The sequence below is a fragment of the Streptomyces gilvosporeus genome (genome assembly GCF_002082195.1).
Taxonomy (GTDB): domain Bacteria; phylum Actinomycetota; class Actinomycetes; order Streptomycetales; family Streptomycetaceae; genus Streptomyces; species Streptomyces gilvosporeus.
The window spans coordinates 6,485,855-6,497,334 of sequence record NZ_CP020569.1; the positions used below are offsets into that span (position 1 = coordinate 6,485,855).

At 71.4% G+C, this 11,480-nt stretch carries 12 protein-coding genes; 9 read left to right on the plus strand and 3 right to left on the minus strand.

Features of this window, described 5'->3' with window-relative positions; all coding sequences use genetic code 11:
• The first annotated feature begins 78 nt into the window (after window positions 1-78).
• The 6 genes from dxr to B1H19_RS29085 all read left to right on the plus strand — a co-directional run bounded on the left by dxr (window position 79) and on the right by B1H19_RS29085 (window position 7,459).
• On the plus strand, window positions 79-1,344 hold the full coding sequence (gene dxr / locus B1H19_RS29060) for a 1-deoxy-D-xylulose-5-phosphate reductoisomerase (protein ID WP_083109941.1): 1,266 nt from the start codon (window positions 79-81) through the stop codon (window positions 1,342-1,344).
• Window positions 1,341-2,642, plus strand: coding sequence for a M50 family metallopeptidase (locus tag B1H19_RS29065; RefSeq protein WP_083107673.1), 1,302 nt, complete (start codon window positions 1,341-1,343; stop codon window positions 2,640-2,642). The genes dxr and B1H19_RS29065 overlap by 4 nt, the downstream gene beginning before the upstream one ends.
• A 187-nt stretch (window positions 2,643-2,829) precedes the next feature.
• Window positions 2,830-3,987, plus strand: a complete 1,158-nt coding sequence (gene ispG, locus B1H19_RS29070; protein WP_083107675.1) for a flavodoxin-dependent (E)-4-hydroxy-3-methylbut-2-enyl-diphosphate synthase — start codon at window positions 2,830-2,832, stop codon at window positions 3,985-3,987.
• Window positions 3,988-4,235: 248 nt separating this feature from the next.
• Window positions 4,236-5,081: a GNAT family N-acetyltransferase gene (locus tag B1H19_RS29075; protein ID WP_083107677.1), complete on the plus strand. Its 846-nt coding sequence runs from the start codon at window positions 4,236-4,238 to the stop codon at window positions 5,079-5,081.
• A gap of 41 nt (window positions 5,082-5,122) precedes the next feature.
• Complete coding sequence (locus B1H19_RS29080) at window positions 5,123-5,659, plus strand: GNAT family N-acetyltransferase (protein ID WP_083107679.1); 537 nt, start codon at window positions 5,123-5,125, stop codon at window positions 5,657-5,659.
• A gap of 90 nt (window positions 5,660-5,749) precedes the next feature.
• A complete protein-coding gene (locus tag B1H19_RS29085) occupies window positions 5,750-7,459 on the plus strand; it encodes a proline--tRNA ligase (protein ID WP_083107682.1) in 1,710 nt (569 codons plus the stop codon).
• A 45-nt stretch (window positions 7,460-7,504) separates the two neighbouring features.
• Here B1H19_RS29085 and B1H19_RS29090 read toward each other — a convergent pair whose 3' ends face one another.
• From B1H19_RS29090 to B1H19_RS29100, 3 genes are read right to left on the minus strand one after another with little or no spacing between them, the layout of a single operon-like run.
• A complete protein-coding gene (locus B1H19_RS29090) occupies window positions 7,505-8,410 on the minus strand; it encodes an aminoglycoside phosphotransferase family protein (RefSeq protein ID WP_083107683.1) in 906 nt (301 codons plus the stop codon).
• 25 nt (window positions 8,411-8,435) lie between these two features.
• Window positions 8,436-8,903 carry a ferritin-like domain-containing protein gene (locus tag B1H19_RS29095; RefSeq protein ID WP_083107684.1) on the minus strand — a complete coding sequence of 156 codons (468 nt, stop codon included), beginning with the start codon at window positions 8,901-8,903 and terminating at the stop codon, window positions 8,436-8,438.
• 31 nt (window positions 8,904-8,934) lie between these two features.
• A complete protein-coding gene (locus B1H19_RS29100) occupies window positions 8,935-9,396 on the minus strand; it encodes a hypothetical protein (RefSeq protein ID WP_083107685.1) in 462 nt (153 codons plus the stop codon).
• 151 nt (window positions 9,397-9,547) lie between these two features.
• Here B1H19_RS29100 and rimP point away from each other — a divergent pair, with 151 nt between their 5' ends.
• The 3 genes from rimP (at window position 9,548) to B1H19_RS29115 (ending at window position 11,442) form a co-directional block, all read left to right on the plus strand.
• Window positions 9,548-10,045 (plus strand): ribosome maturation factor RimP, encoded by a 498-nt coding sequence (rimP, locus tag B1H19_RS29105; RefSeq protein WP_083107686.1) that lies wholly within the window; start codon window positions 9,548-9,550, stop codon window positions 10,043-10,045.
• Window positions 10,046-10,047: 2 nt separating this feature from the next.
• The gene (nusA, locus tag B1H19_RS29110) at window positions 10,048-11,040 is read left to right on the plus strand and encodes a transcription termination factor NusA (protein ID WP_083107687.1); all 993 of its coding nucleotides are present in this window, start codon (window positions 10,048-10,050) and stop codon (window positions 11,038-11,040) included.
• Window positions 11,041-11,151: 111 nt separating this feature from the next.
• Window positions 11,152-11,442, plus strand: a complete 291-nt coding sequence (locus B1H19_RS29115) for a YlxR family protein (protein WP_083107689.1) — start codon at window positions 11,152-11,154, stop codon at window positions 11,440-11,442.
• The last annotated feature ends 38 nt before the right edge of the window (window positions 11,443-11,480 follow it).

Here is an 11,480-nt window from a genome sequence, read left to right on the forward strand (position 1 = left end):
TAGGACGTCCCGGCCTCGTACGGGCGGCCTCCGGGTCCCCCGTACGAGGAGCCGCGCCGACCGGCAACAATGGACGGCATGACGGACTCCCTCGCACATCCGCACCTGCGGTACGAACCGGCCGCCACCTACCCGGCGGGCCCGCGCGACATCGTGATCCTCGGCTCGACCGGTTCGATCGGCACGCAGGCGATCGACATCGTCCTGCGCAACCCCGGCCGCTTCAAGGTCACCGCGCTCTCCGCGGCCGGCGGCCGGGTGGACCTGCTCGCCGACCAGGCGCACCAGCTGCGGGTCGCGGCCGTCGCGGTCGCCCGGGAGGACGTCGTCCCCGTGCTGCGCGAGGCGCTGGCCGCCCGCTACGGGGCGGGGGAGCCGTTGCCCGAGATCCTGGCGGGTCCCGACGCCGCCACGGAGCTGGCCGCCTCGCCCTGCCACACCGTCCTCAACGGCATCACAGGCTCCATCGGCCTGGCCCCCACCCTCGCCGCCCTCAAGGCCGGGCGGGTGCTGGCGCTGGCCAACAAGGAGTCGCTGATCGTCGGCGGCCCGCTGGTCAAGGCCGTCGCCAAGCCCGGCCAGATCGTCCCCGTCGACTCCGAGCACTCCGCGCTCTTCCAGGCGCTGGCCGGCGGCGAGCCCAGCGAGGTCCGCAAGCTCGTCGTCACCGCCTCCGGCGGCCCCTTCCGCGGCCGTACGCGGGACGAACTGGCCGAGGTGACCCCCGCACAGGCCCTGGCCCACCCCACCTGGTCCATGGGACCGGTCGTCACCATCAACTCCGCGACCCTGGTCAACAAGGGCCTGGAGGTCATCGAGGCGCATCTGCTCTTCGACGTGCCCTTCGACCGCATCGAGGTCGTGGTCCATCCGCAGTCCTACATCCACTCGATGGTGGAGTTCACTGACGGTTCCACCCTGGCCCAGGCCAGCCCGCCCGATATGCGGATGCCGATCGCCCTGGGCCTGGGCTGGCCCGAGCGGGTCCCGGACGCGGCGCCGGGCGTGGACTGGACCACGGCGCAGACCTGGGAGTTCCTCCCGCTCGACACCCGGGCCTTCCCGTCCGTCGCCCTCGCCTGCCACGTCGGAGACCTCGGCGGCACCGCGCCCGCCGTCTTCAACGCCGCGAACGAGGAGTGCGTCGATGCGTTCCTGGCGGGCGGGCTGCCGTTCACAGGGATTGTGGATACGGTCGCGGAAGTGGTCGCCGAACACGGCGTACCGGCCAACGGAACCTCACTGACCGTGGCGGACGTCTTGCAGGCGGAAACCTGGGCGCGTGCCCGCGCCCGTGAACTGGCCGCCCGTGCGGCACGGACATCATCGGAGGCTCGCGTATGACGACCTGGATGACCATCCTCGGCATAGTCGTCTTCGTCGTCGGCCTGCTGTTCTCCATCGCCTGGCACGAACTCGGCCATCTCTCCACGGCCAAGATGTTCGGCATCCGGGTGCCGCAGTACATGGTGGGCTTCGGGCCGACGATCTTCTCCCGCAAGAAGGGCGACACCGAGTACGGCATCAAGGCCGTCCCGCTCGGCGGCTACATCCGCATGATCGGCATGTTCCCGCCCGGCGACGACGGAAAGCTCCAGGCCCGGTCCACCTCACCGTTCCGCGGCATGATCGAGGACGCCCGCTCGGCGGCCTTCGAGGAGCTCCAGCCCGGCGACGAACACCGGCTCTTCTACACCCGCAAGCCCTGGAAGCGCATCATCGTGATGTTCGCCGGGCCGTTCATGAACCTGATCCTCGCGGTCGTGATCTTCATGAGCGTGCTGATGGGCTTCGGCATCAACACCCAGACCACCCAGGTCGGCTCCGTCTCGGACTGCGTGATCTCCGCGGCTGCCAAGACCGACAAATGCCCCTCCGGTGCCAAGGACTCCCCGGCCAAGGCCGCGGGCCTGCGGGCCGGCGACAAGATCGTCTCCTTCGACGGGCGCGCCGTACCGGACTGGGACACCCTCCAGCGCCAGATCCGCGACACCACCGGGCCCGCCACCCTCGTCGTCGAGCGCCACGGCGTACGTAGGACACTGCACGCCGACCTGATAGAGAACAAGGTCGCCAAGACGGACGGGCACGGCGGCTATGTCCCCGGCCAGTTCGTCACCGCCGGATTCCTCGGCTTCACCCCCGCCAGCGGCGTCGTCCAGCAGTCCTTCGGCCAGTCCGTGGACCGGATGGGCAGCATGGTCGAGCAGGGCGTCTCCTCGCTGGTCCAGCTGCCCGGCAAGATCCCGGACCTGTGGAACGCCGCGTTCAACGGCGGCGAGCGCAAGCAGGACTCCCCGATGGGCGTGGTCGGCGCGGCCCGGGTCGGCGGCGAGGTCTTCTCCCTGCACATCCCGCCGGAGCAGCGGGTGGCGACGATGCTCTTCCTGGTCGCCGGCTTCAACCTCTCGCTGTTCCTGTTCAACATGCTGCCGCTGCTCCCGCTGGACGGCGGGCATATCGCCGGCGCCGTCTGGGAGGCGATCCGCCGGTCCTTCGCCAGGGTCTTCCGGCGGCCCGACCCCGGCCCCTTCGACGTCGCCAAGCTGATGCCGGTGGCCTACGTCGTCGCCGGGATCTTCATCTGCTTCACGCTGCTGGTGCTGGTGGCCGATGTCGTGAATCCGGTGAAACTGACCTGACGGCTTCGACCGGAATTCGGGTTTGGCGACGGCCGGACACCTCCGCGGCGTTTGGAGGCGTCCGGCCGTTCTCTTTCGAGGGTCCGCCCGAGCGCGATGTGCCTATCGACATACCGGTGCCGTAACCTCGGATGCCGGAGCCCGCCGAATCCGGGACCATGATCCATACCTTGGGGTTGCTCGCCAGATGACTGCCATTGCGCTGGGAATGCCGGACGTACCGGCCAAGCTCGCCGACCGCCGTGTCAGCCGCAAGATCCACGTCGGTTCGGTCGCCGTGGGCGGGGACGCGCCTGTCTCGGTGCAGTCCATGACGACCACCCGCACCTCCGACATCGGCGCCACGCTCCAGCAGATCGCCGAGCTGACGGCCTCCGGCTGCCAGATCGTCCGGGTCGCCTGCCCCACCCAGGACGACGCCGACGCCCTGCCGGTCATCGCGAAGAAGTCGCAGATTCCGGTCATCGCGGACATCCATTTCCAGCCGAAGTACGTCTTCGCCGCGATCGACGCCGGCTGTGCGGCCGTCCGCGTCAACCCCGGCAACATCAAGCAGTTCGACGACAAGGTCAAGGAGATCGCCAAGGCGGCCTCCGACGCCGGCACCCCCATCCGCATCGGCGTCAACGCCGGATCCCTGGACCGCCGCCTGCTCCAGAAGTACGGCAAGGCCACCCCCGAGGCGCTGGTCGAGTCCGCGCTGTGGGAGGCGTCCCTCTTCGAGGAGCACGGCTTCCGCGACATCAAGATCTCGGTCAAGCACAACGACCCGGTTGTGATGGTCAACGCCTACCGCCAGCTCGCCGCTCAGTGTGACTACCCGCTCCACCTGGGCGTCACCGAGGCCGGGCCCGCCTTCCAGGGCACCATCAAGTCCGCCGTCGCCTTCGGCGCGCTGCTCAGCGAGGGCATCGGCGACACCATCCGCGTCTCGCTGTCCGCGCCGCCGGCCGAGGAGGTCAAGGTCGGCATCTCCATCCTGGAGTCGCTCAACCTCCGCCAGCGCCGTCTCGAGATCGTCTCCTGCCCCTCCTGCGGCCGCGCCCAGGTCGACGTCTACAAGCTCGCCGACGAGGTCACCGCGGGCCTGGAGGGCATGGAGGTGCCGCTGCGCGTCGCCGTCATGGGCTGCGTCGTCAACGGCCCCGGCGAGGCCCGCGAGGCCGACCTCGGCGTCGCCTCCGGCAACGGCAAGGGCCAGATCTTCGTCAAGGGCGAGGTCATCAAGACCGTCCCCGAGTCCAAGATCGTCGAGACCCTCATCGAAGAGGCGCTGAAGATCGCCGCGCAGATGGAGGCCGACGGCGTCGCCTCCGGCGAGCCGGTCGTCACCGCCGCCGGCTGACCCCCCGCGAGATGCCGGTACCTCGCTTCGCTCGGCCCCGCATGCGCGGGGCGAGCACCTTTCGATGATGAGCTCGCTGCGCTCGCTCATGTGAGCCCCGCCGCCCACCGGGCCGCGGGGCTCGCCGCTGCCCGCCTGCGGGAACCGGTCTCCCCGCGGGCCGGGTGCCCGCCCGCAGGGGGAGGTAAAGTGCCAAGACCTGCTCCCGCCTGGCCTCCCAGGCCCGTAACGGTGAGGCATTCCGACACGTGCTGACGACCACCACCATCAAGGTCCTCGAGCCCGGGGAGCTCGACGATGCGCTCGCGGTCCTGGACCGCGACCCGGTCGCCAACGCCTTCGTCGCCGCCCGTGTGCAGATCGCCGGCCTCGACCCCTGGCGCCTCGGCGGCGAGATGTGGGGCTGGTACGTCGGGGGACGGCTGGAGTCGCTCTGCTACGCCGGCGCCAATCTCGTCCCGGTGTGCGCCACCTCCGAGGCCGTGCACGGCTTCGCCGAACGGGCGCGCCGCCAGGGCCGGCGCTGCTCCTCCGTCGTCGGCCCCGCCGGACCCACCGCCGAGCTGTGGTCGCTGCTGGAGCCGCACTGGGGACCGGCCCGCGAGGTGCGCGCCCACCAGCCCCTGATGGTGACGAACGCGCCGTCCGCCGAGATCCCGCCCGACCCCTACGTCCGCCGGATCCGCAAGAACGAGATGGACCTGATCATGCCGGCGTGCGTGGCCATGTTCACCGAAGAGGTCGGCATCTCGCCGATGGCCGGCGACGGCGGGCTGCTCTACCAGGCCCGGGTCGCCGAGCTGGTCGGCGCCGGGCGGTCCTTCGCCCGTATCGAGGACGGCAAGGTCATCTTCAAGGCCGAGATCGGGGCCGCGACGCCGCGGGCCTGCCAGATCCAGGGGGTCTGGGTCGATCCCGCCTACCGGGGCAAGCGGCTCTCGGAGACGGGGATGGCGGCGGTGCTGCGCTATGCGCTCAGCGATGTGGCGCCGGTGGCCAGCCTGTACGTCAACGACTTCAACGCCGCGGCCCGTGCGGCGTACCGGCGGGTGGGGTTCCGGGAGGTCGGGGCCTTCATGAGCGTGCTGTTCTGAGCGGTGGTGCCGCCTTGTTGCCGCCTTGTACGCTCGCGACCATGGATGACGTCGCGGTCGGCCCTCTCGATCTCGCCGCCCGCGTGGACGACGCGCTCGCGGTACAGGCGCTGGCATTCGGCCTGAGCCAGGACGAGGTCGCGGTCCGGCGGCACATCGTGCTGCGCCATCTGGGCTGCCGCGGCGCGCGGGCCCTGGGGGCCACCACCCCCGAGGGGCACCTCGTCGGGTTCGTGTACGGCATGCCCAACGACCGGGCGCACTGGTGGTCCACCGTCGTCGAACCGTATCTGCGCAGCGAGCACCTCGATCACTGGCTGGACGACTCCTTCGTCATCACCGAGCTGCACGTCCACCCCGCCTACCAGGGCCGCGGCATCGGACGGGCGCTGATCACCCGGATCACCGACGAGGCGGCCGAGCCCCGGTCGATCCTGTCCGCGATCGATGTGGAGAGCCCGGCCCGGGGGCTGTACCGGTCGCTGGGCTACATCGACATCGCGCGACGGGTGCTGTTCCCGAGCGCGCCGACGCCGTACGCCGTGATGGGCGCGCCGCTTCCGCTGATACGGCCCTGACCATTTCGGTGCGGCGGAACACATTTCCGTGCGCCACACCCCTGCGGCTAACCTCCTGGGAGTCACCTTTCTTACGCAGGAGAAACTCCCATGGCCAACGCCGCACAGGTTCAGCGCATGTCCCGCTTGATGATCAAGACACTGCGCGAGGACCCGGCCGACGCCGAGACCGCCAGCCACAAGCTGCTCGTCCGCGCCGGGTACGTCCGCCGCTCCTCCGCCGGCATCTGGACGTGGCTGCCGCTGGGCAAGAAGGTCCTGGAGAACGTCTCCCGCATCGTCCGCGAAGAGATGGACGCCATCGGCGCCCAGGAAGTGCTGCTGCCGGCCCTGCTGCCCAAGGAGCCCTACGAGGTCAGCAACCGCTGGGACGAGTACGGCGACCTCCTCTTCCGCCTCAAGGACCGCAAGGGCGCCGACTACCTCCTCGGCCCCACGCACGAAGAGATCTTCACCCTCACCGTCAAGGACCAGTGCACGTCCTACAAGGACCTGCCGGTGATGCTCTACCAGATCCAGACCAAGTACCGCGACGAGGCCCGTCCGCGCTCCGGTGTGCTGCGCGGCCGCGAGTTCCAGATGAAGGACTCCTACAGCTTCGACGTCACCGACGAGGGCCTGGCGGAGTCCTACGCGCTGCACCGCGCCGCGTACGAGAAGATCTTCGCGCGCCTGGGCCTGGACTTCCGCATCGTCTCCGCCGTCTCCGGCGCGATGGGCGGCTCCGCGTCCGAGGAGTTCCTGGCGCCCGCGGCCGCCGGTGAGGACACCTTCGTCGACTGCCCGGCGTGTGACTACGCGGCCAACACGGAGGCCGTGACGGTCAAGGTCGAGCCGGTCGACGGCTCCGGCCACGGCCCCGTCGAGGAGCTGGACACCCCCGACACCCCGACCATCGAGAAGCTCGCCGAGCACCTGGGCGTCCCGGCCTCGGCGACGCTGAAGAACCTGCTGGTCAAGGTCGACGGCGAGATCGTCGCGGTGGGCGTCCCCGGCAACCGCGAGGTCGACCTCGGCAAGCTCGGCGAGCACCTCGCGCCGGCCGTCGTCGAGCTGGTCACCGCCGAGGACTTCGTCGAGCGGCCGGAGCTGGTCCGCGGCTACGTGGGCCCGCAGGGCCTGGCGGGCAAGTCCTTCCGCTACCTCGCCGACCCGCGCGTCGCCTCCGGTACGGCCTGGATCACCGGCGCCAACAAGGAGGGCAAGCACGCCCGCAACGTCGTCGCGGGCCGTGACTTCGAGGTCGACGAGTACCTCGACGTGGTCGTCGTGGAGCCGGGCGACCCCTGCCCGAAGTGCGGCACCGGCCTGAAGATCGACCGCGCCATCGAGATCGGCCACATCTTCCAGCTCGGCCGCAAGTACGCCGACGCCTTCGAGCTCGACGTCCTCGGCCAGAACGGCAAGCCGGCCCGGGTCACCATGGGCTCGTACGGCATCGGCGTCTCCCGGGCGGTGGCCGCCCTCGCCGAGCAGACCCACGACGAGGCCGGGCTGTGCTGGCCGCGCGAGGTCGCCCCGGCCGATGTGCACGTCGTCGCGGCGGGCAAGGCCAAGCAGACCGAGCTGGCGCTGTCGGTGGGCGAGCAGCTGGGCGCCGCGGGGCTGCGGGTGCTGGTCGACGACCGGCCCGGCGTGTCGCCCGGTGTGAAGTTCACCGACGCGGAGCTGCTGGGCGTGCCGACGATCGTGGTCGCCGGGCGCCGCGCCGGTGAGGGCGTGGTCGAGGTCAAGGACCGGCGCACGGGCGAGCGCGAGGAGCTGACGGTCGAGGAGGCCGTGGCCAAGCTCAGCGCCTGAGGCGTACAGCGGCACCCGGGGCCTGTCCGACCCGTCGGACGGGCCCTACAGCCAGGCGGCGAACTCCAGCAGCAGTTCGCCGCGCTGGCGGTCGCCGACGGCCGCCTCGCGAACGGCGGTCAGGACGGCGCGGCACAGCGTCCAGTCGCGCAGCCGGTCGCGGTCCACGTCCAGGGAGTCGGCCAGCTTGGCCACGCGGCGCCGGGCGGCGGCGGCCGCGCCCGATCCCGCCATCAGGTCCTCGAAGCGGTCCAGGACGAGGGCGGCCAGGTCGTAGGCGCGCTCGCCGACCAGCGGCGCGGGGCCGATGGCCAGCCACGGCGCGCGCTCGCCCGCCAGGACCTTGCCCTGGCGGAAGGCGCCGTGCAGCAGGACGTGTTCGGTGGCCGTCGTCGGCAGGGCCTCGCGCAGTTCGCGCGCCTCTGCCAGGAGGGGCGCGGCGTCGGGGCTGTCGGCCCGGGCCGCGCTCAGCGTCCGCACGGCCTGCTCGGTCTGGCCCGCCAGGGTGGGGAAGGGATGGCCGGGGCCCGGCTCCACCCACAGGCGGCGTACCGTGCCGGCCGCTTCCAGGAGGGCCTTGGCCTCGGGCAGGGAACGCAGGGACACCGCGCCGTGCAGGCGTTCCAGCAGGAGCGCGCCGGTCGCCTCGTCGCGGCGCAGCAGGCGGGCCGCGCCCCAGCCGTCCCATATGCCCAGGGCTTCGGCCTCGTGCGCTCGCCCCGGCGCGGGGAACTTCAGGGCCGCGGGGGTGTCGTCCCGTTGGCGTACGAGCGCCACCAGGCTGCTGCGGCCACCGGGGGCGTGCACCCGTTCCAGCGTCAGATCCCAGGACACCAGCTGCTGCTGAAGCAGCGTCGGAAGCGCGGCGAGCCACTGCCGTTCGGGACTTTCCGGATCGCTGCTCAGCGAACTCACCAACCGCTGGGGCGGTTCGATGGGTGCCGTTGCCATGCCTGAGCTGTCCCTTTCCGGTGGTTCAGAGCGCGTTCGAGGGCGCGCTCGGGGACGGGGCCGGCGCACCGGCCGCCCGCTCCACGAGCCCAGGGAAGGCTACGCCGCTGCCCCGCCAGCGCACCGACCGGACCGCCGCCTCCCGCAGCGCGGCCGCCGCGTCCAGGCGGCGGGACTTCTCCGCGGACCGTACGAGATCGGCGTAGACGGCCGCCAGCCGGTCCTCCAGCTCCGCTGCCAGGCGCAGCGCGGCCGCGGCGTCCGGGACGGGGAAGGGCAGCTCGTAGGCGGCCGCCGCGGCGTGCGGGGTGCCGCCCAGGTCCCGTACGGTGCGGCGCAGCGCGTCCCGGCGTGCGCGATGGGCGTCGTACGCCTCCTGGGCCTCCTTGCGGCGGGCCGGGGAGATCCGGCCGCCGACCACGCCGTAGCCGTACACGGCGGCGTATTCGGCCGCCAGGGCCGCCTGCGCAGCGGTGAGCTCTGTTGCTGTCATGGTGCGGATGCCTTCGGGGTGTTGTGGTGGCTTACGGCTTGGCCAGCAGATAGGCGTGGGCGGCACCGGCGGCCGCCACGGAGGCCAGCAGGCGGGCCAGCTCGGGCGGGGCGCCGGGCAGCGCCCGGGTACGGCGGTCGGCCAGATCGCGCTCGGCTTGGGCCAGCTGCTTGCGGGCCGTCGGCGCGTCGGGTGCGGCCGGGGGGTGCGACACGCCGGTGCGGGACTTCCCGGCGCCGAACGCCTCGGCGTGGCGGGCCACTTCGGCGCGCAGCGGCCGCAGGGCCGGTGCCAGGGTGGGGTGGGCGGCCAGGGCGGCGTCGTAGCGGGCCAGCAGTGCGGTGCTGTCCCGGGCGGCGCCTTGGCGCAGACGGTCGGCGGACGAGGAGCTTTCGGCCCGCTGGGGGGCCGGGTCCTCGGAACAGGCGGTGAGCCAGGCCGCGCCGCCCAGGGCGGCGCCGGTCAGCAGGGTCCTTCTGCGCGTGAGCGCCACGTTCGGCTCCCGGGGGTCTTTCGTTGTGATCACCGCAGGCGAGAGTATCCGTGCCCGCCCACCGAATCGTCAGTACCCCGCCGGAACAGATAGGCTTTGACCCGACACGCGATCTACCCACAACAGCACACGCGGCCGAGGAGTCACCCGGATGAGCACGACCCAGAACGAGAGGCTGCGCGGACTGCTTGAACCGCTCGTCGCCGCGCGAGACCTGGATCTGGAAGAGATCGAGGTGACCCCCGCGGGCCGGCGGAGGGTGCTGAGGATCGTGGTCGATTCCGACGACGGGGTCCAGCTGGACGACTGTGCGGCCGTCAGCCGCGAGGTGTCGCAGGCGCTGGACGAGTCCGACGTGATGGGCGGCGCCCCCTACACCCTCGAGGTGACCTCTCCCGGCGCCGACCGGCCGCTGACCGAGCTGCGGCACTACCGCCGCGCCGTCGGAAGGCTCGTCAAGGCCCGATTGAGTGACGGCGGTGAGCTGGTCGCGCGGATCGTGTCCGTGGACGAGGACGGCCTCGATCTCGAGGTGCCGGGGGTCAAGGGCCGCAAGCCGACCGAGCGGCGGATCGCGTTCGACGAGATCGAGCGGGCCCGGGTCGAGCTGGAATTCAGCCGTAAGGACGAGAAGAAGGAGGAGGCGTAGCCGTGGACATCGACATGAGTGCCCTGCGGGGTCTGGTGCGGGAGAAGGAGATCTCGTTCGACCTGCTGGTCGAGGCGATCGAGTCGGCCCTCCTCATCGCATACCACCGCACCGAGGGCAGCCGCCGTCACGCACGGGTGGAGCTCGACCGCAACACCGGGCATGTGACGGTGTGGGCGAAGGAGGACCCGGAGGACGTGGCGGAGGGCGCCGAGCCGCGCGAATTCGACGACACTCCGTCGGGTTTCGGCCGTATCGCGGCCACCACCGCCAAGCAGGTCATCCTCCAGCGGCTGCGGGACGCCGAGGAGGAGATCACCTTCGGCGAGTACGCCGGGCGCGAGGGCGATGTCGTCACCGGTGTGGTGCAGCAGGGCAAGGACCCCAAGAACGTGCTGGTCGACATCGGTCGGCTGGAGGCGATCCTGCCGGTGCAGGAGCAGGTGCCCGGTGAGGACTACGCGCACGGCACGCGGCTGCGGTCGTATGTCGTGCGGGTGGTCAAGGGCGTGCGCGGGCCGTCGGTGACGCTGTCGCGGACCCACCCGAATCTGGTCAAGAAGCTGTTCGCGATGGAGGTCCCCGAGATCGCGGACGGGTCGGTGGAGATCGCCGCCATCGCGCGGGAGGCCGGGCACCGGACCAAGATCGCGGTGCGGTCGACGCGGTCCGGGCTGAACGCCAAGGGCGCCTGCATCGGGCCCATGGGCGGCCGGGTGCGGGCCGTGATGGCCGAGCTCAACGGCGAGAAGATCGACATCGTGGACTGGTCGGAGGATCCGGCCGAGCTGGTCGCCCATGCGCTCTCCCCGGCGCGGGTCAGCAAGGTCGAGGTCGTCGACCTGGCGGCGCGCTCCGCGCGGGTGACCGTGCCCGACTACCAGCTGTCGCTGGCGATCGGCAAGGAAGGGCAGAACGCCCGCCTCGCCGCCCGTCTCACCGGCTGGCGGATCGACATCCGGCCCGATACGGAACAGCACGCTCCGCAGGAGTAGCCGTCCGGATGCGCCGCGGCCCTCTGACAGGGGCCGCGGCGGGGATTCTGAGCCGACGTTCGGTCTTCACCCCATCGGGGTGAGGCCGCTACGGGGAGGTAGACTTAAGCAGTGTCTGGCCGGACGCATGCCCGCGCATGCCCTGAGCGTACTTGTCTGGGTTGCCGGGAGCGGGTGGCCAAGGGCGATTTGCTGCGCATCGTGATGATCGAGGGTGAGTGTGTCCCTGATCGGCGCGGTACGCTGCCCGGCCGGGGTGCCTATGTGCACCCCACACCGGTCTGCCTCGACCTGGCGGTCCGCCGCCGGGCGTTTGCCCGGGCTTTTCGGGGCCCGGGACCGTACGACACGGCGGCTCTGCGCCGGGCCGTCGAGCGGAACGGGTCCACAGCGGCCCGTTAATGCAATGGCGCAAGCAGTAAAAGCACAGTAAGAACGCA

Excerpts from the sequence above, each read along its gene's own strand:
- dxr (WP_083109941.1), top strand. The coding sequence starts at position 79 with ATGACGGACTCCCTCGCACATCCGCACCTGCGGTACGAACCGGCCGCC.
- B1H19_RS29065 (WP_083107673.1), top strand. The coding sequence starts at position 1,341 with ATGACGACCTGGATGACCATCCTCGGCATAGTCGTCTTCGTCGTCGGC.
- ispG (WP_083107675.1), top strand. The coding sequence starts at position 2,830 with ATGACTGCCATTGCGCTGGGAATGCCGGACGTACCGGCCAAGCTCGCC.
- B1H19_RS29080 (WP_083107679.1), top strand. The coding sequence starts at position 5,123 with ATGGATGACGTCGCGGTCGGCCCTCTCGATCTCGCCGCCCGCGTGGAC.
- B1H19_RS29085 (WP_083107682.1), top strand. The coding sequence starts at position 5,750 with ATGGCCAACGCCGCACAGGTTCAGCGCATGTCCCGCTTGATGATCAAG.
- B1H19_RS29090 (WP_083107683.1), bottom strand. The coding sequence starts at position 8,410 with ATGGCAACGGCACCCATCGAACCGCCCCAGCGGTTGGTGAGTTCGCTG.
- B1H19_RS29095 (WP_083107684.1), bottom strand. The coding sequence starts at position 8,903 with ATGACAGCAACAGAGCTCACCGCTGCGCAGGCGGCCCTGGCGGCCGAA.
- rimP (WP_083107686.1), top strand. The coding sequence starts at position 9,548 with ATGAGCACGACCCAGAACGAGAGGCTGCGCGGACTGCTTGAACCGCTC.